This window comes from Mycobacterium sp. (assembly GCF_029961025.1).
GTDB lineage: Bacteria > Actinomycetota > Actinomycetes > Mycobacteriales > Mycobacteriaceae > Mycobacterium.
Genome location: NZ_JASBVP010000006.1, coordinates 1 through 26,653, shown reverse-complemented (window position 1 = coordinate 26,653; position 26,653 = coordinate 1). Strand labels below are relative to the sequence as shown.

Annotated in this window: 23 protein-coding genes and 2 pseudogenes; 6 read left to right on the top strand and 19 right to left on the bottom strand. The window is 68.3% G+C overall.

All coding sequences use genetic code 11. The features are described from left to right. Positions 1 to 109 precede the first annotated feature (109 nt). The 3 genes from ligA to QJR12_RS08085 all read right to left on the bottom strand — a co-directional run bounded on the left by ligA (position 110) and on the right by QJR12_RS08085 (position 3,780). Entirely contained in the window at positions 110 to 2,194 is a 2,085-nt protein-coding gene (gene ligA, locus QJR12_RS08095) for an NAD-dependent DNA ligase LigA (protein WP_300580568.1), read from the bottom strand. Positions 2,195 to 2,341: 147 nt separating this feature from the next. Beyond that, positions 2,342 to 3,307 (bottom strand): AraC family transcriptional regulator, encoded by a 966-nt coding sequence (locus tag QJR12_RS08090; protein WP_300580565.1) that lies wholly within the window; start codon positions 3,305 to 3,307, stop codon positions 2,342 to 2,344. 125 nt (positions 3,308 to 3,432) lie between these two features. Continuing rightward, the gene (locus QJR12_RS08085; RefSeq protein ID WP_300580563.1) at positions 3,433 to 3,780 is read right to left on the bottom strand and encodes an antibiotic biosynthesis monooxygenase; all 348 of its coding nucleotides are present in this window, start codon (positions 3,778 to 3,780) and stop codon (positions 3,433 to 3,435) included. Positions 3,781 to 3,972: 192 nt separating this feature from the next. On the opposite strand from QJR12_RS08085, the gene QJR12_RS08080 reads away from it, so the two are divergent. Next, positions 3,973 to 4,692, top strand: coding sequence for a type 1 glutamine amidotransferase domain-containing protein (locus QJR12_RS08080; RefSeq protein ID WP_300580561.1), 720 nt, complete (start codon positions 3,973 to 3,975; stop codon positions 4,690 to 4,692). Positions 4,693 to 4,806: 114 nt separating this feature from the next. Here QJR12_RS08080 and QJR12_RS08075 read toward each other — a convergent pair whose 3' ends face one another. Next, a complete protein-coding gene (locus tag QJR12_RS08075; RefSeq protein WP_300580558.1) occupies positions 4,807 to 5,820 on the bottom strand; it encodes a methionine synthase in 1,014 nt (337 codons plus the stop codon). 125 nt (positions 5,821 to 5,945) lie between these two features. On the opposite strand from QJR12_RS08075, the pseudogene QJR12_RS08070 reads away from it, so the two are divergent. Then, a pseudogene (locus QJR12_RS08070) lies at positions 5,946 to 6,441 on the top strand (sensor domain-containing protein); the annotation flags it as partial. On the opposite strand, the gene mnmA reads toward QJR12_RS08070, so the two are convergent. From mnmA to QJR12_RS08050, 4 genes are all read right to left on the bottom strand, one after another. After that, on the bottom strand, positions 6,438 to 7,514 hold the full coding sequence (gene mnmA / locus QJR12_RS08065) for a tRNA 2-thiouridine(34) synthase MnmA (RefSeq protein WP_300580556.1): 1,077 nt from the start codon (positions 7,512 to 7,514) through the stop codon (positions 6,438 to 6,440). The pseudogene QJR12_RS08070 and the gene mnmA overlap by 4 nt on opposite strands. Next, complete coding sequence (locus QJR12_RS08060) at positions 7,511 to 8,692, bottom strand: cysteine desulfurase family protein (RefSeq protein ID WP_300580554.1); 1,182 nt, start codon at positions 8,690 to 8,692, stop codon at positions 7,511 to 7,513. Before QJR12_RS08060 ends, mnmA begins: the two co-directional genes overlap by 4 nt. 89 nt (positions 8,693 to 8,781) lie before the next feature. Then, positions 8,782 to 9,738, bottom strand: a complete 957-nt coding sequence (locus QJR12_RS08055; protein WP_300580552.1) for an electron transfer flavoprotein subunit alpha/FixB family protein — start codon at positions 9,736 to 9,738, stop codon at positions 8,782 to 8,784. Between the two features lie 60 nt (positions 9,739 to 9,798). Then, the gene (locus tag QJR12_RS08050) at positions 9,799 to 10,599 is read right to left on the bottom strand and encodes an electron transfer flavoprotein subunit beta/FixA family protein (protein ID WP_300580549.1); all 801 of its coding nucleotides are present in this window, start codon (positions 10,597 to 10,599) and stop codon (positions 9,799 to 9,801) included. A gap of 238 nt (positions 10,600 to 10,837) precedes the next feature. Between QJR12_RS08050 and QJR12_RS08045 the strand changes: the two genes are divergently transcribed. From QJR12_RS08045 to QJR12_RS08035, 3 genes are read left to right on the top strand one after another with little or no spacing between them, the layout of a single operon-like run. Beyond that, entirely contained in the window at positions 10,838 to 11,653 is an 816-nt protein-coding gene (locus tag QJR12_RS08045; RefSeq protein ID WP_300580547.1) for a class I SAM-dependent methyltransferase, read from the top strand. Continuing rightward, on the top strand, positions 11,650 to 13,221 hold the full coding sequence (locus QJR12_RS08040) for a glycoside hydrolase family 57 protein (RefSeq protein WP_300580545.1): 1,572 nt from the start codon (positions 11,650 to 11,652) through the stop codon (positions 13,219 to 13,221). Before QJR12_RS08045 ends, QJR12_RS08040 begins: the two co-directional genes overlap by 4 nt. Before the next feature lie 37 nt (positions 13,222 to 13,258). Continuing rightward, positions 13,259 to 14,503: a glycosyltransferase family 4 protein gene (locus QJR12_RS08035; protein ID WP_300580542.1), complete on the top strand. Its 1,245-nt coding sequence runs from the start codon at positions 13,259 to 13,261 to the stop codon at positions 14,501 to 14,503. Positions 14,504 to 14,568: 65 nt separating this feature from the next. Here the strand turns inward: QJR12_RS08035 and QJR12_RS08030 are convergent, their stop codons facing one another. Continuing rightward, positions 14,569 to 15,306, bottom strand: a complete 738-nt coding sequence (locus QJR12_RS08030; RefSeq protein ID WP_300580540.1) for an acetyltransferase — start codon at positions 15,304 to 15,306, stop codon at positions 14,569 to 14,571. Between the two features lie 207 nt (positions 15,307 to 15,513). On the opposite strand from QJR12_RS08030, the gene QJR12_RS08025 reads away from it, so the two are divergent. After that, entirely contained in the window at positions 15,514 to 16,794 is a 1,281-nt protein-coding gene (locus tag QJR12_RS08025; protein WP_300581211.1) for a PQQ-binding-like beta-propeller repeat protein, read from the top strand. A gap of 37 nt (positions 16,795 to 16,831) precedes the next feature. On the opposite strand, the gene tnpB is transcribed toward QJR12_RS08025, so the two are convergent. From tnpB to QJR12_RS07975, 10 genes and pseudogenes are all read right to left on the bottom strand, one after another. After that, a complete protein-coding gene (tnpB, locus tag QJR12_RS08020; protein ID WP_300580115.1) occupies positions 16,832 to 18,484 on the bottom strand; it encodes an IS607 family element RNA-guided endonuclease TnpB in 1,653 nt (550 codons plus the stop codon). 45 nt (positions 18,485 to 18,529) lie between these two features. Then, positions 18,530 to 19,024 (bottom strand): annotated as a pseudogene (locus QJR12_RS08015) (IS607 family transposase); the annotation flags it as partial. Between the two features lie 99 nt (positions 19,025 to 19,123). Then, positions 19,124 to 19,810, bottom strand: a complete 687-nt coding sequence (locus QJR12_RS08010) for an esterase (protein ID WP_300580537.1) — start codon at positions 19,808 to 19,810, stop codon at positions 19,124 to 19,126. A gap of 73 nt (positions 19,811 to 19,883) precedes the next feature. Continuing rightward, positions 19,884 to 21,059, bottom strand: a complete 1,176-nt coding sequence (locus QJR12_RS08005; RefSeq protein ID WP_300581209.1) for a class I SAM-dependent methyltransferase — start codon at positions 21,057 to 21,059, stop codon at positions 19,884 to 19,886. 8 nt (positions 21,060 to 21,067) lie between these two features. Then, positions 21,068 to 22,069, bottom strand: a complete 1,002-nt coding sequence (locus QJR12_RS08000; RefSeq protein WP_300580535.1) for a class I SAM-dependent methyltransferase — start codon at positions 22,067 to 22,069, stop codon at positions 21,068 to 21,070. A gap of 11 nt (positions 22,070 to 22,080) precedes the next feature. Beyond that, positions 22,081 to 22,860, bottom strand: a complete 780-nt coding sequence (locus tag QJR12_RS07995; RefSeq protein ID WP_300580532.1) for an enoyl-CoA hydratase — start codon at positions 22,858 to 22,860, stop codon at positions 22,081 to 22,083. Next, positions 22,857 to 23,666, bottom strand: a complete 810-nt coding sequence (locus tag QJR12_RS07990; RefSeq protein ID WP_300580529.1) for an NUDIX domain-containing protein — start codon at positions 23,664 to 23,666, stop codon at positions 22,857 to 22,859. The genes QJR12_RS07995 and QJR12_RS07990 overlap by 4 nt, the downstream gene beginning before the upstream one ends. Next, a complete protein-coding gene (locus QJR12_RS07985; RefSeq protein ID WP_300580527.1) occupies positions 23,663 to 24,556 on the bottom strand; it encodes an ABC transporter ATP-binding protein in 894 nt (297 codons plus the stop codon). Before QJR12_RS07985 ends, QJR12_RS07990 begins: the two co-directional genes overlap by 4 nt. 65 nt (positions 24,557 to 24,621) lie before the next feature. After that, entirely contained in the window at positions 24,622 to 25,857 is a 1,236-nt protein-coding gene (gene serB / locus QJR12_RS07980) for a phosphoserine phosphatase SerB (protein ID WP_300580524.1), read from the bottom strand. A 61-nt stretch (positions 25,858 to 25,918) separates the two neighbouring features. Further along, a partial coding sequence (locus tag QJR12_RS07975; protein WP_300580522.1) for a cbb3-type cytochrome c oxidase subunit I occupies positions 25,919 to 26,653 on the bottom strand: 735 nt, incomplete at its 5' end.

Genomic DNA, 26,653 nt, shown 5'->3' with positions numbered 1-26,653 from the left:
CCTAACTTTGCTTTTTCAGCAACCTCGGTAAAACCTCCGGGTTCCCATCACGGAACCGGCATCCACCCGTCAACTGCGACGGTGCGCGGCAACACCCGAGCCCCGGCCGTTATTCGGCGCTCGAATTGCCCGGCGGTCCCTCGGCGAGCAGCCGCCGAAACCCGTCCTCGTCGAGAATCGGGACACCCAGCTCGAGGGCTTTGTCGTATTTCGACCCGGGTGAGTCGCCGACGACAACGTAGGCGGTCTTCTTCGACACCGAGCTGGCGGCTTTGCCGCCGCGCGCCACGATGGCCTCCTTGGCGCCGTCGCGGGAAAAACCTCTCAGCGAGCCGGTGACCACGATCGACAGGCCCTCCAGGGTGCGCGGCACGCCGGTGTCACGCTCGTCGGCCATGCGCACCCCGGCGGCCCGCCATTTCTCGACGATGGCGCGGTGCCAATCGACGCTGAACCACTCGGAGACCGCCTCGGCGATTGTCGGCCCGACCCCCTCGACCGCGGCCAGTTGCTCGACGGACGCCGACATGATCGCATCCATGCTGCCGAACCGGGCGGCCAGCGCTCGGGCGGCCGTCGGCCCCACATGACGGATCGACAACGCCACCAACACCCGCCACAGCGGCCGGTTTTTGGCCTTCTGCAGGTTCTCCAGCAGCCGTTTGCCGTTGGCCGACAACGTGCCGGCCTTCGTTCGGAACAACTCGGTGCGCAACAGGTCATCCTCGGTCAGGCTGAACAGGTCGCCCTCGTCGGTGATGACGTGCGCCTGCAGCAGCGCGACCGCCGCCTCGTAGCCCAGCCCCTCGATGTCCAAAGCGCCGCGGCCCGCGGCGTAGAACAGCCGTTCGCGCAGTTGCGCCGGGCACGACCGCGCGTTCGGGCAGCGAATATCGACGTCACCCTCCTTGGCCGGCGCCAGTCGCGCGCCGCACTCCGGACACGTCGTGGGCATGACGAATTCGCGTTCGGACCCGTCACGCAGGTCGACGATGGGCCCCAACACCTCCGGAATCACGTCACCGGCTTTACGGATCACCACGGTGTCACCGATCAGCACACCCTTGCGCTTGATCTCCTGCACGTTATGCAGTGTGGCCAGCCCAACCGTCGAGCCGGCGACCTTGACCGGTGTCATGATCGCGAACGGTGTGACCCGTCCGGTGCGGCCCACGTTGACCCGGATGTCGAGCAGCTTGGTCTTCGCCTCCTGGGGCGGGTACTTGTAGGCGACGGCCCAGCGTGGCGCCCGCGACGTCGAACCCAGCCGACGCTGCAGTGCGATGTCATCGACCTTGACCACCACTCCGTCGATTTCATGCTCGAGGTCGAATCGGTGCTCACCCCAGTAGGTGATGCGGTCCAGCACCGCGGCGATGCCGCGCACCCGGGTGGTGTGATCCGACACCGGTAGCCCCCAGGCCTTCAGCGCGGTGTAGGCATCGTGCAGTGTGGCGGGCTGGAATCCCTCGGTGTGACCGATACCGTGGCAGATCATCCGCAGCTTGCGCCGGGCGGTCACGGCGGGATTCTTTTGCCGCAGCGACCCGGCCGCGCTGTTGCGCGGATTGGCAAACGGGGCCTTGCCCTCCTCGACCAGACCGGCGTTGAGCGCCTCGAAGTCGGCGATCCAGAAAAACACCTCGCCGCGGACCTCCAGCACGGCGGGCACCGGGAAGTCGGCGCTGGCGTGCAGACGCTCCGGGACATCGTCGATGGTGCGCGCGTTCAGCGTCACGTCTTCGCCGGTCCGCCCGTCCCCCCGGGTGGCGGCGTGTGTCAGCCGGCCATCGCGGTACACCAAGCTCAGCGCCACCCCGTCGATCTTGAGCTCACACAGATAATCGGCATCATCGCCGACCACCGGCCGGATGCGCGTCGCCCACGCGTCCAGCTCCTCGGGGGTGAACACGTCATCGAGGCTGAGCATGGGTTCGAGGTGGTCGACTGGGGCGAAGTCGGTAGCGAACCCGGCGCCGCCGACCAGCTGCGTCGGCGAATCCGGGGTGCGCAGTTCGGGGTAGGCCTCTTCCAGCGCGTTCAGCTCATGGAAAAGCTGGTCGAATTCCGCGTCGGAGATGATCGGCGCATCCTTGACGTAGTAGAGGAACTGGTGTTTGCGGACTTCTTCGGCCAGCCGCTGCCACCGGCGCCGCACCTCGGGAGCGACTGAATCCACCTCTGCTGGGCTCACTCCCGCAGGTTATCCGAGGATGACGATCCGGGCCCGATGCCGCCCGCAGGCCGATGCGTTCGAGCGCCGCGACTCACGGCCGGCATCCGCTTCGGCCCACCCGCGTCCTCGCCTCGGCAGTGATGCCGGTTACCGTTGGCCGCGGCGTCAGCTCGCGTCCGAGCGCAGTGCCCGCAGCCCCCGACCCAAGGACCATGCGGTGGCATACTCTTTCGGCGTGGTGCCGAAACGGCCCCGGAACTCCTTGATGAAGTGCGACGTGCTGGTGTATCCGACCGCGCGGGCGACATCGGTGACGCCCAGCTGCCCCGCGACCAGCAATTCGCGAGCCCGGTCCAGGCGCGTCTCCTTCACGAACCGATACGGCGAGCGACCGGTCACCTCGCGAAACAGGTGGGAGAACGCCGACGGACTCCAGCTCACCTGTTCGGCCAGATGACTGACCGTCAGCGGTTCCGAGAGGTGCTCGTCGATGTAGTTCAGCGCCGCGGCGATCGGATTAGCCAACGTCTGCTGGGCGGCGATGTGCAGCATCCGGGCGAACTGCTCACGCTGCAGCACCCGATACACCATTTCCTGAAGGTACAACGGCGCCAGGACCCTGCGGTCCGCACCCACCGCCAACGAGCGCAGGAATCGCAGCACGCTGCCCATCAACTCATGGTCGAGAGTCGAGACCATGCACGCGGTGTCGGTCTCACCGTCGCTGGTGTCCGCTCGCCCGGACCGGAAGGCCACCACCCGCCGCTCCGACATGTCCGCGGACACCTTGCGCACCAGCGGCGGATCGATCTGCAGCACCAGGGACAGGAATGGCTTGCGCGGCGAGGCCTCCAAAATCTCCGCCCGGAAATGCAGGTTGCCACCCAACACCAGGTAGTTGGATTGGTCATACACATACCGCTGACCGTCGACAGTCACCGCCTTGCGCCCCTGCGCCACGATCCCCAGCGATAACGACCGAACTTCCTCCCACCGCGGCGCCTGCGGCTCGGTGAACCGGTAGATTGTCAAACCCGGCCACAGCCCGGAATTCGCACCCACGTGGGGTGCTCGCGCGGCCAGCTCGGAAATGAGGTCCTGCGACGTCACGGAATATTCGATCTGGCTCACCGCCGACACCTCCAGCCCGCGCAGTGTGGTCGCTTCATTACACATCGTGAAGCGCTGGGGATTATTCCCGGTTTCTTGGCGGGGGTGGCGGACCCCGACGGCGGGTCGGCGGCCGGGCGCGGCGATCAGGTGTCCGGGCCGATGGTCGTGAACGTCTGCACCGTGCGGCTCGCCAATCGGGAAATCGCATCGCCGACGACCAGCCTTTGGAACGCCTCGGTGGCCCGATGCTCTTCATACCCGCCGGGGTCGGTGTAGTGCTCGTAGAGCACAAAGGTGTTCGGATCCTCGGCGCTGACGTGAGCCTGAAAGTGGAGCATCTTGGGCTCGGCGCGGTTCCCGGGAGTCATCTTCTCGAGGAGGATCGCGCGAATGTGCCCGGCCTCTCCGGGCTTGGCCACCCAGGTGGCGATGACGACGAATCCCGCGGCGACACCCCTCTCGTCTCGGCACGGCTGACGATACGCATCCATAGCAAACCTCACCGCAGGATCGGCGCGGTAGCGCGTTCGTGGTGAACCGGCGCCCATTCCGACCGGATCGGCGGTCGATATCGGGTTTCACCGAACTTGTGTCGCAAAGGAGCTGGATGCCTGGCGGGTGCATGGCGGGGAACCTAACCTGAATGGCGCAGACATCCGCCAGCGACGAAACGGAGAAATCGCGTGACACGTGTACTGTTCGCAGTCTCGGGTTCGGATCATTGGACCCTCGCCGATGGGACTAAGCATCCCTGCGGCTTCTGGCCGGAAGAACTCGCGGTGCCGCACGAGGTGTTCACGCAGGCGGGCTTCGAGATCACCATCGCCACCCCGGGGGGCGTTCGACCGGTTGCCGACGAGGCCGGGTTTACCCCCGAGATGAACGGCGGTTCGAGCGAACCGGGCAAGAGGTTTCGCGCGTATCTGGAAAGTATCGCGGATCAGCTCGCCGCGCCCGCCGACCTGAACGCGGTGAAAGCCGACGATTACGACCTGGTCTTCATCCCCGGCGGGCACGGACCGATGGAGGATCTCGCCGAGTCGGAGCGCTTCGGCGCCCTGCTCGCCGACTTCACCGCGCAAGGCAAGCCCATCGCCGCGGTGTGCCACGGCCCCGCGGCATTGCTGCCCGCCCGCAGCCCTGACGGGACGTGGTTATTCGCCGGGCGTCACGTGACCGGCTTCGCCAATGTCGAAGAGGAGCAGGTCGGTTTCGCCGACAAGGCGTGCTGGTTGCTCCAAGACCGCCTTACCGCCCAGGGCGGTCGCTACGAACAAAGCGACACGCCGTGGTCCTCGCACATCACCGTCGACGGTAACCTCTACACCGGCCAGAATCCGGCGTCTTCGGAGCCGCTGGCGAAGGCTCTGGTGGCCAAGCTGGCCGCGGCAACGAGCGGCTGAGCCCACAGCACGGTCGGACCGGCGCCCACGGGGGCGTCAACTGCCCAACCCGGGGAGCGACGGTCGTTTCGGCGTTAACCCGGTCCTAACTTGGGCCTATCCCGAGCCGTTGTCTCACACCGCTTCAGGGTCTTGCGCGAACACCTCCGCCGCCTTGCGGGCAAGCCCGATCGCGGTGCGCGCCCATTGTGGGGTAGCCGCGGCCAGGCCGCGTACCGGGGTGATGCCGACGCGGTCGACCAGGGCCGACCGGGCAAAACCGAGCCGATCGATCACCCCGGCCACCGTACCGGCGATCTCTTCCACCGACGGGCGCCGCGGCGGGGCGGTCGCGGCGACTACCCCGAGCACGACGGTGCGGCCCGATTCGACGAACTCGGCGATACCGTCTAAATCGGCGGGACGCAGCGTGCCGGTATCCACCAACACCGCCCCAATAGTGCTGCGCTGCAACAGATCCCAGGGAACAGCCGACCCGCAGGGGTTGAGCAGCACGTCGCCTCCGGCGGCTGCGGCGCAGGTATCGAGCACGGCCAACGCGTCGGTCTTCTCGATCGGCTCCACCGGTGTCAACCCGGTCACCCCGCTCAGCCGCCCACCCACCGCCGCCGCCAGCGAGGGCTCGTCGAACTGCACCGCCACCGCAGTGCCTAGCCGCCGCGAGACCGCCGCCCGGTGCGCGGCGACCCCTTCGGCCAGCGACGCCGCCAGGTCGCGCACCGCGCCCGCGTCGGTGATCGCCCGATGCCCGTTGGCCAACTCCAGCTCCGCAACCAGGGTGATCGGCCCGGGCGCCTGCACCTTGACCGCATGCCCACCGCCGCGCAGGCCCGCCAGCTCCCAGGCCTCCTCGAGAGCGTCGACATCCTGATCAAGCAAGCTGACGGCTCTGCGGGTCACCGCGCCGGGGCGGGCCGCGACCCGGTAGCCGCGCGGCACCGTGTCGATGGCCACGTCGATCAGCAGCGCGCCGGCGCGCCCGATCACGTCGGCACCCACTCCCCTGGCGGGCAACTCAACGATGTGCGCGAGCGCCCCGGCCAGCTCACCGACCACGATCGCGGCGGCTTCCCGCGGCGACGTGCCGGGCCACGACCCGGTGCCGCTGGCGGTCGCGAAGACACTCACCGGGCAACCGTATTCGACGGCTCACCGCGCGCCAGGTCCCGGGTGTGCTGCCGCTTTTGGCAGCACCCGGCTACTCTCACCGGCTACCCTCACCCGGCTACCCTCAAAATGAGGGAAGGCTGCCCATCCTGCTGGATCAGCCCCGCATGGGGCGATCACCGGAGCCGACGAAAACCTGACCGTCATCCCGTCGATGGACACCCGACGCCCGACGGACCTCGACATCCTCGCCGAAACCGCGCCCCCGGACGGCCGGTTCGTCTATTCCGAGACGGCAACCTTCGGGTCCGACATCGCCGGATTCCATAAGACCACCTTCCAAGACCCGCCGGCCCGGGCCCTGATCTCCGAGGGCGTCGCGGCTTATCGCGACGCCGGCACCGCCCGGCGCGCGTTCGACTCCCTGGCGGCGGCCGTGCAGCGCTACGCGGCCGATTCCGCGGGGCGGCTTCTCGTTGGTGCGTGGACCGCCGACGCCGACTCCCTGCACACCCGGCCCGGCGGGTGCGGGCGCGACTACCGGCTCGAGTCCAGGGTTTTGCTGGAAGTCACGTTCTGCGGGTTTCCCCGCCGGCCGCCGACATCGTGATGACGAATCTTGCCGCCAACGTGCCCGATTAGGCCGAGGTGCTGGCGATCGTCGCGCTGCCGATCACCTCGTCGCCGTCGGGGTCGGGCCGGTAGAGTGCCACGGTCTGCCCGCGCGCCACCCCGTACAGCGGAGACCGCAACCGAACGACAAGCTCGCCACCGACCAACTCCGCTCGGGCACCGACGGCCTCGCCGTGCGCTCGCACCTGAACCAGGCAGTCGACGGGTCCCGGCGGCGGTGTTCCCGCGGTGAAAACCGGCGCCCGCCCGGTCAGCGCCCACACCGCCAGTTCGGAGGCGGCGCCGACGCGCACGGTGGCGGTGTCGGCGTCGATCGCGGTCACGTAGCGGGCACCGCCGCCCGGTCCAGGCCCGGCGATGCCCAGCCCCTTGCGCTGGCCGATGGTGAAGTTGTGCACCCCGGTGTGCTCGGCCAGCACCGTGCCGCGGGCATCGACCACCCGGCCGCGCCGTACCCCGATGCGCTCACCGAGAAAAGCGCGGGTATCTCCGGAGGGAATGAAACAAATGTCATGGCTGTCCGGCTTGTCGGCGACCGCCAACCCCCGGCGCGCCGCCTCCGCGCGGACCTGCGGCTTCGGTGTGTCACCGACCGGGAACACCGCGTGACGCAGCTGATCGGCGGTGAGCACAGCCAGCACATAGGACTGGTCCTTGCCCCGGTCGGCAGCACGGCGCAGCCGCCCGTCGCAAAGCCGCGCATAGTGGCCGGTGGCCACGGCGTCAAAGCCCAGCGCCAGGGCACGCACCAGCAACGCCGAGAATTTAATCCGCTGGTTACACCGCACGCACGGGTTCGGAGTTTCACCGCGTGCATAGGACAACACGAAATCCTCGATCACGTCCTCTTCGAATTTTTCAGCGAAATCCCAGACATAAAAAGGGATTCCGAGCATATCGGCAACTCGGCGGGCATCCCCGGCATCTTCTTTCGAACAGCATCCCCGCGACCCGGTGCGCAGCGTCGCCGGCGTGGCCGACAGCGCGAGGTGCACCCCGACCACGTCGTGGCCGGCGTCGACCATCCGGGCGGCGGCCACCGACGAATCGACACCGCCGCTCATCGCAACCAGGACTTTCATCGGGCCGGCCCCGCAGCTGCAACGGCGGCCCGGCGGGCGCGGGCCACCGCCCCGGGCAGTACCGCCAACACCGCATCGATGTCGCTGTCGACACTGGTGTGCCCCAACGACAGTCGCAGCGAACCGCGGGCACTGGCCGGATCAGCGCCCATCGCGACCAGGACATGCGAGGGCTGGGCCACTCCGGCGGTGCACGCCGAGCCGGTTGAGCATTCGATACCATTGGCGTCCAACAACATCAACAACGCGTCGCCCTCGCACCCGTCGAAGGTGAAGTGCGCATTGCCCGGCAGGCGTCGGGCACCGGAGGGGCCGTTGAGTCGGGTGCCGGGAACCCGGTCCAAGACCGCGTCGATGAGCCGGTCACGCAAGGTGCGCAACCGTGCGCTGTGTGCCTCCAGCCCGTCCACGGCGATCCGCAACGCCGTCGCCATCCCGACAGCTGCGGCGACATCCGGTGTTCCGGAACGAATATCACGCTCCTGGCCACCGCCATGTGATAACGGCACACAGCTGACATCCCGGCGCAACAGCAACGCGCCGGCACCGGGCGGGCCACCGAACTTGTGCGCCGCAACGCTCATCGCGGACAGGCCGCTGGCAGCGAAGTCGACCGGCAGCTGGCCGACCGCCTGGATGGCGTCGCTATGCATGGGAACCTCGAATTCGGCTGCCATCGCGGCCAGTTCGGCGATCGGCATGATGGTGCCGACCTCATTGTTGGCCCACATCACCGACACCAGCGCAATGTCGTCATGGCTCTGCAGCACCTCGCGCAGCGCGGCCGGGGATACCGACCCGTCGGGGGCGGTAGGCAGCCACGTCACTTCGGCGCCTTCATGTTCGGCGAGCCAGGTCACCGTGTCGAGCACGGCGTGATGCTCCACTTCGGTGGTGACGATGCGACGACGGTGCGGCCGAGCGTCACGGCGTGCCCAGTAGATCCCTTTGATGGCGAGGTTATCGCTTTCGGTGCCACCCGCGGTGAAAATCACCTCTGACGGGCGCGACCCCAACCGGTCGGCGATCAGTTCCCGGGCTTCTTCCATCCGGCGTCGCGCCGCCCGGCCGGAGGTGTGCAGCGACGAGGCGTTGCCGACCGTGCCGAGCACAGCCGTCATGGCCTCGATGGCCGCGGGATACATCGGGGTGGTGGCGGCATGATCCAGATACACCATGACGGGCCCAGGATACCGGGCGAACACGTCCCGCCCGGCGACGATGCGGGCCGCGCAGCGGCGAACCCGGGAGGGCTCGGGTGTTCGGCTCAGCCCTTGCGCGCCTTGACGGCCTCGGTCAGCTGCGGAGCGACCTGGAACAGGTCACCGACCACGCCGAAGTCGGCGATCTCGAAGATCGGCGCCTCTTCATCCTTGTTGACCGCGACAATGGTCTTGGAGGTCTGCATGCCGGCGCGGTGCTGGATGGCGCCGGAGATGCCCAGCGCGATGTAGAGCTGCGGCGAGACCGTCTTGCCGGTCTGGCCCACCTGAAACTGGCCCGGATAGTAGCCGGAGTCCACCGCCGCGCGCGACGCGCCAACCGCGGCGCCGAGCGCGTCGGCCAGTTCCTCGACCACCCGGAAGTTCTCCGCGCTGCCCACCCCGCGGCCACCGGACACCACGATGGCGGCCTCGGTCAGGTCCGGCCGGTCACCGGCCACCGCGGGCTGGCGGGAGATGATCTTGGTGGCGTTCTCCGCGGGGGCGGGGACTTCGACGATAACCTGCTCACCTTTGCCTTCGACCGGTTGTGCCTCGATGGAACCCGCCCGCACGGTGATCACCGGGGTGTCGCCGTTGGCCTGCGCCTCAACGGTGAACGCGCCGCCGAAGATGGAGTGCACCACCCTGGCCCCCTCTTTCACGTCGACCGCGTCGACCAGAAGACCCGCGCCGATCCGGGCGGCCACCCGGCCCGCGATTTCCTTGCCGGTGGCGGTGGCGGCGAGCAACACCGCCGCCGCAGCGGATGATTCGGCCAGTGAAGCCAGCACATCGACATAGGGGGTGATCAGGTAATTCTCGACGGTGTCGGACTCGGCGATGTAGATCTTCTCGGCGCCGGCCGCCTTTAGCCCGTCGATCAACGGTGCGGCCGTCCCCGGACGGCCGACCACGACGGCGGCCGGCTCGCCCAGCCGGCGCGCGGCGGTGAGCAATTCGGCGGTGACCTTTTTCAGTGCACCTTCGGTGTGCTCGACGAGCACCAGTACTTCAGCCATAGATGAGCCTCCAGAGATGGGCCTTTTAGGTCGTGTTCGGGCGTGTCGGGGAATAGCTCGCTAGATCAGCTTCTGCGCGATCAGGTACTCGGCGATCTTGATGCCGCCGTCGCCCTCGTCGCGAATCTTCACACCGGCGGTCTTGGGCGGCTTCGGTGTCGCCGACAGCACGGTCGAACCGGCGTTGGCCAGCCCGACCTCGTCGGGCTCGACCCCGATATCGGCCAGCGTGAGGGTGGTGACTTCCTTTTTCTTGGCGGCCATGATGCCCTTGAAGGACGGGAATCGCGGCTCGTTGATCTTCTCGTTCACGCTCACGACCGCGGGCAGCGGGGCCTCGAGGATGAACACGCCGTCATCGGTCTCCCGCTCGCCGGTGACCTTGCCGCCCTCGACGGAGAGTTTGCGCAGGTGGGTGAGCTGCGGCAGGCCCAGGTATTCGGCGATGATGGCCGGCACGGCGCCGGCCACGCCGTCGGTGGACTCGTTACCGGCAATCACCAGTTCGGTGCCCTCGATGGTGCCCAGCGCCCGCGCCAGCGCCCACGCGGTCTGAATGACATCGGAGCCGTGCATCCCGTCGTCTTTGAGATGGACCGCCTTGTCGGCCCCCATGGACAGCGCCTTGCGAATCGCCTCGGTGGCCCGCTCGGGGCCGGCCGTGAGCACCGTCACCGATCCCTCGATGCCGACGGCGGCCTCTTTCTCCCGGATCTGCAGCGCCTCTTCGACGGCGCGCTCGTTGATTTCGTCGAGCACGGCGTCGGCGGCCTCACGGTCCAAGGTGAAATCCCCCTCGGTGAGCTTGCGCTCCGACCAGGTGTCCGGGACCTGCTTGATCAAGACGACGATGTTCGTCATGAGTCGGTTCGTCCTCCTCGACGAAGTCCCGCAGCCCCGGCTGCAAGACGTCGGTCACGTTCTTCCGTCGCAACCGCACATTCCCGGTTACTGTCGGGTAACTTTGTGCGGTTCGCCTTCACACCATAGCGGGTCGGCCGAGCTCGGCCGCCGGTGTCTGCCCATGGTCTGCCCCCTGGCACGGGCAGCTGTGGCGGGCCGTTCGCGAACCCGTCGCTTCGGATAGCCTGCCATAGCAATGAGCGCATTTGTTCCCGAGGTTTCCGGCAACACCGACATGCCGGCCGCGCCGAGCGCGGCCGTGGCGCTCACCGGGGAGCGCACCGTCCCCGGTTTGGACGTCGAGAACTACTGGTTTCACCGTCACCGGGTGGTGTATCAGCGGCTCGCGCCGATCTGCGCGGGCCGCGAGGTGCTCGACGCCGGCTGCGGCGAAGGTTATGGCGCGGACCTGATCGCCGGCGTCGCTCGCCGGGTGATCGCGCTGGACTACGACGAAGCCACGGTCGCCCATGTGCGCGCCCGCTATCCGCGGGTGGACGTCATCCACGCCAACCTCGCCGAGATGCCGCTGCCCGACGGTTCGGTGGATGTTGTGGTCAGCCTGCAAGTGATCGAACACCTGTGGGACCAGGACCGGTTCGTCCGCGAGTGCTTCCGGGTACTGCGGTCATCGGGGTTGCTGATGGTGTCCACCCCCAACCGGCTCACCTTCTCCCCGGGCCGTGACACCCCGATCAACCCGTTTCACACGCGCGAGCTCAACGCCGACGAGCTCACCGAACTGCTCGCCGGTGCAGGCTTTTCGCCGGTGTCGATGAGCGGGGTGTTCCACGGGCCGCGGCTGCGGGAGATGGACGCCCGCCACGGCGGCTCGATCGTCGACGCGCAGATTGCGCGCGCGCTGGCCGGCGCACCCTGGCCGGCCCAGCTGCTGGCCGACGTCGCCGCGGTCACGACCGCCGACTTCGACGTCGTCGCCGCGACCGACCCGTCCGACGGCCCGGACCTCAACACCAGCCTGGATCTGCTCGCGATCGTGGTACGCCCGTGAGCGCCGGGGACCGGGTGCCCGGGTTGTTCACCCTGGTGCTGCACACCCACCTGCCCTGGCTGGCCCACCATGGGCGCTGGCCCGTCGGCGAGGAATGGCTCTACCAATCCTGGTCGGCGTCCTACCTTCCGCTGCTGCGGGTGCTGCGTACCCTTGCCGGCGAGGGCAGGCGCGGGGTGATCACGCTCGGCGTGACACCGGTGGTGGCGGCCCAACTCGACGACCCGTACTGCCTCGACGGCATGTATCACTGGCTGGGCAACTGGCGGCTGCGGGCCGCCGAGGCCGCCAGCCTGCGGCCTGGCCGCCCGTCGGATCCGCTGACGGCTTGCTCACCGGAAGCCCTGCGGTGCTACGGGATTCGTGAATGCGCAGCGGCGGATCAGGAGATCGATGACTTCGCCGCTCGGTGGCGCCACGGTGCCAGCCCGCTGCTGCGCGGCCTTGTCGACGCCGGCGCGGTGGAACTGCTCGGCGGGCCACTGGCACACCCGTTTCAGCCACTGCTGGCGCCGCGGCTGCGGGAGTTCGCGCTGCGCGAAGGGCTGGCCGACGCCCAGCTGCGGCTGGGTCGCGCTCCGGCCGGGATTTGGGCGCCCGAATGCGCTTACGCCCCGGGGATGGAACACGACTACGCGGCCGCCGGGGTTACCCATTTCATCGTCGACGGCCCCGCGCTGCACGGTGATACCGCCCTGGGCCGGCCGGTCGGCGACACCGGGGTGATCGCGTTCGGGCGCGACCTGCAGGTGAGCTACCGGGTGTGGTCGCCGAAATCCGGTTATCCGGGGCATGCCGCCTACCGCGATTTCCATACCTATGATCACCGCACGGGTCTCAAGCCGGCCCGTGTCACCGGCCGCAACGTCGCACCGCATGACAAGGCACCCTACGATCCCGAGCGTGCCGCGCGGGTCGTCGGCGTGCACGTTGCGGATTTCGTCGACGTGGTCCGCCACCGGCTGTTGACCGAGTCGCAACGTATCGGGCGTCCGGCGCACGTGGTCGCCGCTTTCGACACCGAACTGTTCGGCCATTGGTGGTATGAAGGCCCGATGTGGCTGGAGCAGGTGCTGCGGGCGCTGCCCGACGCGGGTGTGCGAGTCGGTACGCTGACCGATGCGATCGCCGGCGGATTCGTCGGCGCCCCAGTCGAATTACCGCCGAGTTCCTGGGGGTCCGGCAAGGACTGGCGGGTGTGGACCGGGGAGAAGGTTGCCGATCTGGTGCAGCTTAACGGCGAAGTGGTCGACACCGCGCTGACCACCGTCGACAAGGCGCTGGCGCACTCGGCCTCGGTGGCCGGCCCGACACCTCGCGATCGGATCGCCGATCAGATTCTGCGGGAGACGCTGCTCACGGTGTCCAGTGACTGGCCGTTCATGGTGAGCAAGGATTCCGCCGCCGATTACGCCCGTTACCGTGCGCGGCTGCACGCCCATGCCACCCGGGAGATCGCCGAGGCGCTGGCGTCGGGGCACCGTCAGACGGCGCAACGACTGGCTGACGGGTGGAACCGCGCCGACGGGCTGTTCGGCGCCCTGGACGCCCGCAGGCTGCCCCGATGAGGGTTTGCCGGGAAGAGCGCACGGCCCGGAGGCGCCGATGAAAATCATGATGGTGTCATGGGAGTACCCGCCGGTGGTGATCGGCGGGCTGGGGCGCCACGTCCATCAGCTATCAACCGCGCTGGCAGCGGCAGGTCATGACGTCGTGGTGCTCTCGCGCCGGCCAGCGGACACCGATCCGAGCACTCATCCGTCTTTAGACGAGGTACGCGAGGGTGTAAGAGTTGTTGCGGCCGCGCAGGATCCGCACGAGTTCACTTTCACCCACGACATGATGGCGTGGACCTTGGCGATGGGTCATGCCATGATCCGTGCTGGCTTATCACTGAAAACCGCTGATGCCACTGATCTTTGGCGTCCTGACGTGGTCCATGCGCATGACTGGCTGGTGGCCCATCCCGCTATCGCTCTTGCTGAATTCCATGATGTGCCACTTGTTTCCACGATTCATGCGACCGAGGCCGGCCGTCATTCAGGCTGGATTTCGGGTGCTCTCAGCCGTCAGGTGCACGCGATCGAATCCTGGTTGGTACGTGAATCCGATTCGCTGATCACCTGTTCGGCGTCAATGCGTGACGAGATTACCGAGCTGTTCGGTCCGGGTCTGGCCGAGATAACCGTTATCCGCAACGGGATCGACACCGCCCGTTGGCCGTTCGCCCCCCGCCGGCCCCGGACTCAGCCACCCGAACTGCTCTTCGTCGGGCGGCTGGAGTACGAGAAGGGCGTGCATGACGTCATCGCCGCGCTGCCCCGAATCCGACGAACCCATCCCGGCACCCGATTGACCATCGCCGGCGAGGGCACCCAGCAAGACTGGCTGATCCAACAGGCCCGCAAACACCGGGTGCTCAGGGCGACGACATTCCTCGGGCGGGTGGACCACGCCGACCTGTTGCGGTTATTGCACCGCGCCGACGCTGCGGTGTTACCCAGCCACTATGAGCCGTTCGGCCTGGTCGCGTTGGAAGCCGCCGCGGCCGGCACCCCGCTGGTGACCTCAAACATCGGCGGCCTGGGCGAGGCGGTGATCGATGGGCAGACCGGGGTATCCTGTCCTCCCCGGGACGTGGCGCGACTGGCGGCCGCCGTGCGCGCGGTGCTCGACGACCCCGATGCCGCGCAACGCCGCGCCCACGCCGCCCGCCGGCGTCTGAGCTCCGAGTTCGACTGGCACACCGTGGCGGGGGAAACCGCCCAGGTGTACCTGGCGGCCAAACGGCGCGAACGCCAGCCACTGCCGCGGTTGCCCATCGTCGAGCACGCGCTGCCGGACCGATAACCGGTCACCGGCCCTCCGGGCCGTTGACGGCTCCGGCAAAGACACCGGTCGCGCGCCAAGCCATGTCAGCGGGCCGCCTTCTTGCGTTCGATGTCGGCGAGCGCCGCGGCGAGCTCGGCACGCTGCGCGGCCGATGTCTCCCACGCCAATTGCCGGTTTTTGACCACCTTCGCCGGTGCGCCGACCGCAATCGAGTAATCGGGAATGTTGCCCCGGACCACGGCGTGGGCCCCCAAGACGCAGCCCCGGCCGATGATGGTGCCGCGCAGCACCGTCACCTTCGCCGCGATCCAGGTGTCCGGCCCGATTCGGACCGGGCTTTTCACGATGCCCTGGTCTTTGATGGGCATCGTGATGTCGTCCATGCGGTGGTCGAAATCGCAGATGTAGCACCAGTCGGCCATCAACACCGAATCGCCGATCTCGATGTCGAGGTAGGTGTTGATGACGTTGTCGCGGCCCAGCACCACCTTGTCACCCAACCGCAGCGAACCCTCGTGGGCACGGATGGTGTTCTTGTCGCCGATATGCACCCAGCGGCCGATCTCCAACTGGGCCAGCTCCGGGGTGCAGTGGATCTCCACGTCTTTGCCGAGAAACACCATGCCCCGGGTGATGACGTGCGGATTGGCCAGTTTGAACTTCAAGAGCCGCCAGTAACGAACCAGGTACCACGGAGTGTAGGCACGGTGGGCCAGCACCCACTTCAGCGACGCCAGGGTAAGGAACTTGGCCTGGCGCGGGTCACGTAACTTCGAGCCTCGCCAGCGGCGACGCAGCGGCGCACCCCACATGGTCGTCACGCCCGAAGCCTAGCGTGACGACGATGCGGGACGCGCAGCGTCCCGAGGAGGAGTCACGCCCGACAACCCGCCGTGACGACGATGCGGCACGCGCACGTTACCCTCACTGGGATTCGCCCGGCTGCGGCAACGTCACCGATGCGTTCCGGAAAGGATAGGGAGGGCACCGTGTTCTGGCGACATCCGCCTCGTGCGCTGCGGCGCGGGGTGTCGGCGGCAGCGGTCGTTGTGCTGATCCCGGCGGGCGGTTGCGGCAACACCGACTCGTGGGTCAAGGCGGTGCCCGCGCAGGGCTGGCCGGCGCCGTATGGCGACGCATCCAACAGCAGCTACACACCGCTGTCCGGAGCGACCACGTTGCGGTTGCAGTGGACTCGCTCGGTCAAAGGGACCTTGGCGGCCGGGCCGGCGTTGGGCTCGCGCGGCTGGCTGGCGCTCAACGCGCAGACAGCGGGGGGCTGCTCGCTGATGGAGTGGGAAAACGACGACAACGGCCGACAGCGCTGGTGTGTCCGGCTGGTGCAAGGCGGCGGTTTCGCCGGGCCGTTGTTCGACGGCTTCGACAACCTGTACGTCGGCGAGCCGGGGGCGATGCTCTCCTTTCCACCGACTCAGTGGACCCGCTGGCGGGCACCGGTGATCGGGATGCCCTCCACCCCAAGGATTCTCGATAAAGGCCAGTTGCTTGTGGTCACGCATTTAGGTCAGGTGCTGATTTTCGACGCACACCGCGGCACCGTGGTCGGCAACCCGCTGGACCTGGTGGACGGCATCGACCCGACCGATTCCACGCGTGGGCTGTCCGATTGCGGACCGGCCATGCCGGGCTGCCCGGTGCCTGCCGCGCCGGCGTTTGCGGCGGCGACCGCGACGGTGGTGCTGAGCCTGTGGGAGCCGGGAGCCAAGGCTTCCGTGCTGGTGGGGCTCAAGTACCACCCGGGGCAGACCCCGTTGCTGACCCGTGAATGGTCCAGCGACGCGATCTCCGCCGGTGTGCTGGGCAGCCCGGTACTTTCCGCCGACGGCTCGACGGTTTACGTCGACGGCCGAGACGAACGGCTATGGGCGCTGGGCGCCGCGGACGGGAAACCGAAATGGTCTGTACCGTTGCGTTTTTTGGCGCAAACTCCGCCCGCGGTAACCCCGGGCGGAGTGGTCATCGCAGGCGGCGGGCCCAACGCCGGCCTGGTCAGCTTCAAGGACGCCGGTGATCACTGCGAACAACTCTGGCGCCGGGACGACCTCAACCCCCAGTCCACCTCGAGCCTCGCCGGGGACGGGGTCGGTTACACCGTGGTCAGCGGCCCGCCCCGAGGGGACGCGCCCGGGCTGTCGTTGCTGGTTTTTGATCCGGCGACCGGGCGTACCCTCAACCGCTATCCGCTTCCGGAAGCCACTGGATATCCGATCGGGGTGTCGGTCGGCCACGATCGCCGGGTCGTCACCGCCACCAGCGACGGCCAGGTCTATAGCTTCGCGCCCCAGTAAAAACCGTTGCCGTTGAGTGTGTTTGAGTTGCACACGCTCATGCGGCGTCCCCGTGCGGGGTTTGGGTTTTGGCCTCTCCGCTTCCGGCCCCGCGCGGGCGGGGTCTTATGGATGCTCCGCCGGCACCGGATGTTCCGGTGTCCGCGCCATGGCCTGTACCAACCGGTGTGGTTGGCCCGGGTACCGATGGGGCCGTGGTCCCGACTGGACCACAACTGGCGTATTCCGGCCAGTCACGGAGATTAAGCGCGGCGTTGCGATCACGGTCGACGACTTCGCCGGTGCGCGGACACACCAGCGATTTGTCGATGCGCCCTTTGCCGATCAGCCGACACGGCGAGCCGTCCGGTGTGGTGCAGCCGTGATGGATCTGGCTGGACGGGAACCAGCGATCCGCCACGGTGAGCACCACGCCAGAGCGGGCGGTCTTGTAGGCCAGCATCGGCCGTATCGGACCCATCGCCGCGTCGGAGACGGCGCGCCGGTAGGCACGCCGCCCTATGCTGCGTTTCATGGCGGCCACGTCGAGGTCTTCGATCACGATGTGGCCATAGCTGCCCGCCAGCTCGGTGGTGAGCTGGTGGGCGGCGTCCCGCCGCAGGTGCACGCACCGGCGATCCAGCCGGGACAGCTTGGCTTTCGCTGCCCGGTGGCCGCGGGAGCCGGGGGTGCGGCGGGAAAGTTCACGCCCGGCCCGCCGCCGCGCCGCCAGGGTGGCTTTCAGCGGGGCCGGATTCGGGTATTCGACGATCGACTCTTCACCGGTGGCGGTGTCGAGGACGGCGACGGTGGCCAACGTGCGCACCCCGAGATCAACCCCGGCGCGCGCGGTCGGCGCGGCGACCGTGCGCGCGGTGGCCGGTGTGCGCAGCGCGTAGCCGATCGAGACGAACAACCGGCCCCAACGCTGCGAGAGCGTCATGTTCAGGATGCGGGCCCGCCCCGAGGCGACATGCCGCTGCACCCGGCGGGTGTTCTCCTTGGAGCGCAGCGGCCCGATCACGGGCACGGTGATGGTGCGCCGATCGGCCTCCACCCGCATCGCTCCGGTGGTGAACCGCACCCGGCCAGCGTCGCGGCGCGCGGATGTGAACCGCGGAAACCCCACACGGCGACCCCGCCGGGTGCCGTTGCGGCTGGCCGACCAGTTATCCAGGGCCCGCGCCAGATCAGCCAGCCCCGAGGAGTAGGCCTCTTTGGAATTGGCGGCCCACCACGGCGCCACCTCACCCTTAGCGCGGTTCCACGCCCACCGCAGCGAACCCAGATCCCAACCGATCGACGCGTGGCCGGGATCAACAGCTTTGGCGTCCAGGTCGGCTTTCACTTTCGCCAAGCCCCAGTTGAACGCTTTGCGTCGCGCCCCGAAATGCGAGCGCACCAACCCCGCCCGCTCCGGCTCTGTGGGCCATTCGACCTCGAACTTCGCTGCCGTCACCGCCCACCCGGTGTGCAACGGCGCGCCGGGTGAACCCGTCTGGGCGTAGCCCGCGGCGTCGCCGTCATAAAGGTCGAACAGCACCGACACCGACTCCACCGCGCTGCGCTGCGCCCCGAAATCGGCGCCCACATCGACATACCGCGACAACCTCGGCGTGCCATCGGGGTTGGGCTTACCCGCCAGATGCGCTCCACCGGTGGCCGCGGCCACCCTCGCGGCCTGCGCCCTGGTGCGCATCCCGACGATCATGGAAGCGCACTGGTGCTCGTCGAGCTAATACCGCTGCGGCATCGACGTGAGGACTTCGATCATGTCGCGCACCAGATCATCGATCGTCTCACCGGGATCGGCCACCACGATCCGGCGGCCCTGCGCAGCCAACACCGCCTTCAGGTGCTCCACCCCGAAACGGGCCAACCGGTCAGGATGCTCCACAACAATGACCTTCGCATCCGGGTCCGACAAGATAAGATCCGGCGCAGCTTCGGGCGTTTACCGTTCAGGCCCGACCCGACCTCGACAACGACCTGCCGTACCGTCAGATCCTGCTCGGTCGCCCACGCCGTCAGCCGGGCCACCTGGCGATCCAGATCGGCGCGCTGATCATGGCTGGACACCCGGGCATAGATCACCACGCCGCCCGGCGCGCTTTCGCCGGGCGGGGTCGCGCGCACCAGAATCAGCCGGCCCACCCGCTCCGCGGGCGCCGGCAGTGTTCCCTCCCGAAAACCAGCGATAAGCCGTATGCCGGTTCACCCCAACCGATTCGGCCCACCCCGCCAGATTCACAACGCCAATCCAAACACACTTACGCACACTCAACACGCAACAGTTCGCAACCCTGGGACAGACCCGGCGAAGGGCGGTTGTCCGGCTCTTCCCGGCGCCCTACACGGTGAGCGGCGGGATGGCGCTGCGGGGTACCCGCACTTGGGTGGCGCCGGCAGCCGGCGGCAGCAGCTCACCCGGTGCGAAGAAAAAGATCAGCTCGTCGTCGGTGATGGCGAAGTTCTGGTAATGGGAGGGATCCATGCCGGCACCGGGGAGTATCGTGACGCCCGGCCCGGTCTCCCGTCCCAGCTCCCGCTGAACGATGGGGTAAATGGCCTCCAGCGGTTTGCTGCCGGGCGCGAACAGCGTGTCGAAACTGACGGGATGTGGTGGGTCCAGGTCGTAGTTGAACGCCTTGTAGAAGGTCGACGGGCGCGGCCCGCCGAGATCCTCGAAGATCTTGAGCACCACACTCCGCGTTCCGCGCGGCGGCTGCCCGGAGCGGTACTGCTCGGAAGTGACGTCCATCTGGTAGGGCAGGTCGCGCGTCCCTGACGACGTTTGCGCGACGTTGACGAAGCCGTCCCGGTTCTGGGTCAGATAATCGCTCAGCGCCTGCTCGTCGGGGTAGTCGATGGGAAACGACATGTTCAGTATGTAGGTGGCGGTCGAAGCATGGACCCGGCACGTGGTGCTTTCGACAATGCCGCCCAGGCTGGCGCAGCCGGAGGGCGCCGCCACCACCGGCTCCCCCCGGCAAACCACCAACACCGCAGCAGCCGCAGTTGCCATCAGCCTACGCATCGTCGAATTGCCCCTCACTGGGGACGGGGGCGCGAACGCCCGCAGCAGGAACCGCCGTTAGCCTACCGGGGTCCTAACAAGACGGCCGGCAAACGAACGCCGTCGCGGTGCCGGCGGCGCCGGTGCCGATGCGGGCGATGATCACCGACAGCGGCCGGTTGCCGTGCGGCCGCATCCGCCGCCGCAGAGCGTCGGGATCGACCTTCAGGCCCCGCACCAGGATCTCCAGGGGCCCGCAGCCGAGCGCCGACAACGCCTGGCGCAGCCGCCGCTCGGTGAAAGCGAACCGCTCGAGGACCTCGAACCCGCGCACTCCCGGCGGCAACCGGTCACCGGACAGGTAGGCGATGTCGGGGTCGAGCTGCCACAGCCCGTGCCGCGCACCGTAGTGGCGGACCAGCCCGGCCCGCACCACCGCGCCATCGGGGTCGATGATCCATCGTCCCGCGGGCCGCACCGGGCAGTCGTCGGGCTCGGCGTCGGTGATCTGTTCCCCGTGATCAAGAATGCTCGCCCGACGGCGCACCCCGTGCTCGCTCAACCCCACCGACCACAGACACGTCTCACGGACCGAGCCACGATACGACGTCACCTCGATTTCGCCGTCGAAACCCAGGCTGCGTACCTGATCGAAATCGATTCCGGGAGCACACTTTACAACCAGATCCCGATCCCGATAGACATCCAGAAGCCGGTCCAGGGGGGGTTGGTAGTCACGCGGGCCGTAACGCCGCCGACCCCCCTGGCGCCGGGCCGGATCCACGACGACGGCCGTGTCGCGGGTCACCGGATGCAGCGCGTCGGCGCGGCACAGGTCAACGGCCGCACCTAGGTTGTGGCGCGCCATCGCCAGCCGCACCGGGTCGATATCGCTGCCCACCACCCGGGCGGCCGCACCCCTCAGCGCCGCCAGCTCGGTGCCGATCGAGCAGGTGGCGTCGTGCACCGTCAGGCCGGCCAGTCGCCGGGCTCGGTGCAGCGCCACCGGCGCTGCGCTTGCCTGCTGCAGCGCCTCGTCGGTGAACAGCCAATGCGACACATCGCCCAGCTCAGCCAGTTTGGCGGTGGCCCGCCGCCGCAGCAGCGTCGTCTCCACCAGCACGGGTGCCCACCGACCGTATCGCGTCCGGATCGCGGCGGTGTCGGCGAGGCGGGTGGTGTTCGTCAGCGGAAATTCGGCGACCGCGCGCAGCGCCTCGCCGCCCGGCTCAGACCGCAGGTAGCTGACGTCGTCCCTGCTGAAGTGCAGACCGCCGCTCAGAGCGGTTTTACCCCGGTGAGCACGATGTTATAGAACCAGTCCTTGGGCACCAGGTGGCGCCACACGTTGGCGTCCGCCCAGCTCAGGGCCTTCCAGCTGGTGTAGGCGAACCGTGCCCACCCCCAACCGAGGCGGCCGCGTGGCACCGCCGCTTCAAACGTGCGCAGCGGCCAGCCCAGCATCGCCGCAGTGAACTCCTCGGTGACGGTCGCGACCCGGACCGCACCGGCGCGGGCGGCCATCAGCTCCAGATCCGCGGGCCTGAAGGTGTGCAGATCCACGAGGGCCTCCAGCGCGGCAGCGCGCGAAGATTCGTCGAGTTCGTGCCGGGGCCGCCGCCATCCGGCCAAACCGGGCAACCTGGTGGCGTTGGTGGTGACCCGCCATGTCAGTGTTGAAAGGGCGCGGGCATAGCGGTCGCCGACCGTAGTCGGCTCGCCGGCGAATACCAACCGGCCGCCGGGCCGTAGCACCCGAATCGCCTCTCGCAGCGACAGCTCGACATCGGGAATGTGGTGCAGCACAGCGTGTCCAACCACCAGGTCGAAGGCGTTGTCGTCGTAGGGGATGCCCTCGGCATCGGCGACCCGGCCATCGATATCCAGGCCCAGCGACCGCCCGTTGCGGATGGCCACTTGGACCATACCGGGAGACAAGTCGGTGACCGACCCGCGCCGCGCCACTCCGGCCTGGATCAGGTTGAGTAGGAAAAATCCAGTACCGCAACCTAATTCGAGTGCCCGATCATAGGGCGGCTCGCGAAGTGCGTCAGCTCCGAGAATCACGTCGAACCGCCCGCGGGCGTAGTCGACACAACGTTTGTCGTAGGAGATCGACCATTTCTCGTCGTAATTTTCCGCTTCCCAGTCGTGGTAGAGCACCTGCGCGAGTTTCGTGTCGCGGCGGGCAGCCGCCACCTGTTCGGCCGTGGCATGCGGCCTCGGAGCGGGATCGGCGTCGGTCCCGGGTATCCGATCCGCGGGTGTCCTCGACGTCATGACAGTTCAGCCTAACCACTATCCGCGGCGCTGCCGCCGGGCGGCGACCCAGGCAGGAGCCGGGCATCGGATCCTGCGGCGAACACCTGGGCGTAGCGGCGCTGCTCGGCGGCGAGCCACTCGGCGGGAGACAGCTCGAAGACGGTGTCGATGCTGGCCTTGGCGGCAGCGAGCGCCTCCCGCGGGCCGTCCACGAAGCGCCGCGCCCAGGCCAGCGCGGCCTCGTACACGTCGTCGGGGCCCACCATTTCGTCGATCAGGCCCAGTGTCAACGCCTCCCGGGCGTCGAAGAAACGCCCGCTGAACACCAGATCCTTGGCCGTGCCGGCCCCGACCGTGCGGGTTAGCCGCGCCATCGCGCCGCCCCCGGGAATCAGGCCGGCCGAGATCTCGGTCATCGCGAACTTCACATTGTCGCCGCTGACCCTCCGGTCGGCGGCCAGCGCCAGGGTCAGGCCGGCGCCCAGGGCGTAGCCGGTGATGGCGGCGACCGTCGGCTTCGGGATGGCCGCGACGGCTTCGACGGCATCGCAGCGGACCCGGGCAGTGACTCGGGCTTCCGCCGCGCTTAAGGTCCGCAATTCGGGGGTGTCGTCGCCGGCGGAGAAAATTTCATGGCCCCCGAACAGGATCACCGCCGTGACGTCGTTACGCCCGCCCAGTTCGCCGGCCGCTGCCGCGATCTCCCGGTAGACCTGGCGGGTCATCGCGTTGATGGGCGACCGCGACAACACCAGGGTGGCGACCCCGGGGTGCTCGGGCGCCACATGGACGCTGACGAATTCCCTCATAACCGTCGCCGGCGAAGCGCCTGCCGGTAGCGGTCGGCGCCGGAAAACTCGACCTCCCGGCGGTCACCGGCGGCCGACAATTCCGGTTGCACGGCGACGATTTGACGTTCCGTCGCCAAAACCTCGGCCACGGTGCGGCCGCGGAGGGTGTCCAGCTGGCTCCAGGTCGGCGGCAGCAAGAAGCTCCGGCCGGCCGTGAAATCGTCGATCGCGGCCTGCGGGGTCGCCCAGCCGGCGTGATCGGACTCACTGTTCTCACCGTCGGCGCGCTGGCCTTCCGGCAATGCCGCAACAAAAAAGTAGGTGTCGTAACGGCGGGTCCGTTCGGCCTGAGGGGTCACCCAGTTTGCCCACGGCCGCAGCAGATCCGCGCGCAGCACCAGGTTTTCCCGGCGCAAGAAGTCGGCAAAGGACAACCTACGCTCGGCCAGGGCGAGCCGGGAGTCGCGGAACACCGAGGCATCGCGGATGATCCCGCGCGGGTCCCGCTCCGGTGCGGCGAACAACACCCCGGTTTCCTCGAACGTCTCCCGGGCGGCGGCACAGACCAGGGCTTCGGCAAGGTCGGTTCCGATGCCGAATCGCTGCGCCCACCAGTCCGGCGGCGGTCCCGTCCAGACGATCCCGGTGTTGCGGTCACGGTCGTCGACGCCGCCCCCGGGAAACGCCATCACCCCGGCGGCGAACTCCATGGCGGAATGCCGCCGCATCAGAAAGACCGCGATGCCCTCGGCGGTGTCACGAACCAGCATCACCGTCGCGGCCGGTCGCGGCGTCAGCGGGGGCTCTTTGATCGGCGTGCTCATGAGCGTCTCCGGTGAGCGGCGCGACTGCGGGCGCGCCGCGCGAAGTAGCGCCCGTCGATAACGTCCACCGCTATAGACTGCCCGAACGCCGCCGACAGGTTGTCCGCGGTGAGCACATCAGGCAGCAACCCCGCGGCCACGACCCGGCCCTCCGAGAGCAGCATGCCGTGAGTGAAACCCGGCGGAATCTCTTCAACATGGTGGGTGACCAGCACCAACGCCGGCGCATCCGGGTCGGCGGCCAGATCGGTCAGGCGCATGACCAGCTCCTCGCGCCCACCCAGGTCCAGGCCGGCGGCCGGCTCATCGAGCAGCAGCAGCTCCGGATCGGTCATCAACGCACGCGCGATCAACACCCGCTTGCGTTCGCCTTCCGACAGGGTCTCATAGCAACGGTCGGCCAGATGCTCGGCCCCCAGACTTTCCAGCAGGTCGATCGCGCGGGCGTAGTCGACGTCGTCGTACCGCTCCCGCCACCGGCCCAGCACCGCGTAGCCCGCCGAGACAACCAGGTCGCGCACCACTTCCTGGCCGGGTATCCGTTGCGCCAGCACCGCGGAGCTCAGCCCGACGCGGGCCCGCAATTCGGTCATGTCGACCCGGCCCAGCCGCTCACCCAGCACGTAGGCCACCCCCGAGGACGGGTGATCCATCGCCGCGGCGATGCGCAGCAGCGACGTCTTGCCGGCCCCGTTGGGCCCGACGATCACCCAGCGCTCGTCGAGTTCCACCGACCAGTCCACCGGTCCGACCAAGACCCGTCCGTCGCGGCGCAGCGAAACGTTTCTGAAGTCGATCAGCACATCGGGGTCGACTGCGTCACTTCCGGTTTCGGGCACTCGACCATCGTGCCGTACCGCCACGCTCCAACACCTGGCGGGTCGCCCCATCACGCGACCAGACGCAAAAGCCCCCAATTTCGGTGCTAAACCGGGGCTTTTGCGTCTGCTCGCGCTTACTCGGGCGGGATCTCGACGCGCCGCGACACGCCGTCGGCCGCGTCGGCGGCCTCGATCTCGCTGCGCGTCACCCCCAGCAAAAACAGCACCGTGTCCAGGTACGGGTAGCTCAACGACGCGTCGGCGACCTCCCGCAGCGCGGGCTTGGCGTTGAACGCCACGCCCAGGCCGGCGGCGGCCAGCATGTCGATATCGTTGGCGCCGTCGCCGACCGCGACCGTCTGCTCCAAGGGCACCCCCGCCTGGTGCGCGAAGTCACGAAGCGCCCTGGCCTTGCCCGCCCGATCAATGATCGGGCCCACCACCCGACCGGTCAGTTTGCCATCGACGATTTCGAGCTCGTTGGCGGCGACGAAGTCCAGGCCCAGCTCGCGCGCCAGCGGTTCGACGATCTGCCGGAAGCCACCGGAAACCACGCCGCAGTGAAAGCCCAGCCGTCGCAGCGTCCGTAGCGTCGTGCGGGCGCCCGGCGTCAGCTGTAACTGCCCGGCGACCTCGTCGAGCACCTCGGCGGGCAGGCCCGCCAGGGTCGCCACCCGCTGCCGCAGCGACTCCGCGAAGTCCAGCTCGCCGTGCATCGCCTTTGCGGTGATCGCGGCGACCGCTTCTTGGGCGCCGGCCCGCGCGGCCAGCATCTCGATGACTTCGCCCTGGACCAGCGTCGAGTCCACGTCGAAGACAATCAGCCGTTTGGCGCGTCGCTCCAGGCTGTAGTCCTCGACGGCGATATCGACGCCCTGCTCGGCCGCCACCCGGGTCAGGGCGGCCTGCAGCTGCCCGCCGACCCCCAGGGGCACCGAGACTCGCAGCTCCAGGCCGGTCACCGGGTAGTCGGACAGGCCGCGGATCACATCGATGTTGACGCCCAGGGTGGCCACCTCCCGGGCCACCGCCCCGAACGCGTCGGCGGTGACCGGCCGGCCAAGCACCACGATGGTGTGCGTCGAGGGTTCCCGGATGATCGGCAGGTCGTCACTGCGTTCGATGGTGACGTCTAAACCCAGCCGGTGAACGGCCGCTTCGACTTCTTCCCGCAGTGCGTTACCCTCGTCGGCTTCCAGCATCGTCGACACCAGCACCCCTAGCGTCAGCCGGCCCCGAATCACTACCTGTTCGACGTTGAGCAGCTCGACCTTGCGCCCGGAGAGCACCTCGAAAAGTGCTGATGTCACACCCGGGCGGTCGCTGCCGGTGACGGTGATCAACACCGACACCCTGCGAGGCGTGCTCACCCGCGGATGTCACCCGATCCAGGAGCCCCCGGCCGGCCGAACATGTCCAGACCGCTTCGTGTCAGCTCGCGGACGATTGCTCGGCGAGCTCCCGGGCGGCGCCGCCGCGCCCCAGGTGCGCTTCGGCGCGCATCCGCGGCACCATGTGCGGGTAGTGCAGCTCGAACGCCGGACGCTCCGAGCGGATCCGGGGCAGCTCGGTGAAGTTGTGCCGCGGCGGCGGGCAGCTGGTGGCCCACTCCAGCGAGTTGCCGTACCCCCACGGGTCGTCGACGGTCACCGGCTCACCGTAGCGCCAGCTGCGAAACACGTTCCAGGCGAACGGCAGCATCGAGACCCCCAGGATGAACGCGCCGGTGGTGGAGACGACGTTGAGCGGCTGAAACCCGTCGCTGGGCAGGTAGTCGGCGTAGCGGCGCGGCATGCCCATGTCCCCGAGCCAGTGCTGCACCAAAAACGTGGTGTGAAAGCCGATCAGGGTCAACCAGAAGTGCAGTTTGCCCAGCCGCTCGTCGAGCAGGCGGCCGGTCATCTTCGGAAACCAGAAATAGATCCCGGCGAAGGTGGCGAACACGATGGTGCCGAACAGGGTGTAGTGAAAGTGCGCGACCACGAAATAGCTGTCGGTGACGTGAAAGTCCAGCGGCGGGCTGGCCAGCAGCACCCCGGTCAGACCGCCCAGCAGGAAGGTGACCAGGAAGCCGACCGAAAACAGCATCGGTGTCTCGAAGGTCAGCTGGCCCTTCCACATGGTGCCGATCCAGTTGAAGAACTTGATCCCGGTGGGCACCGCGAT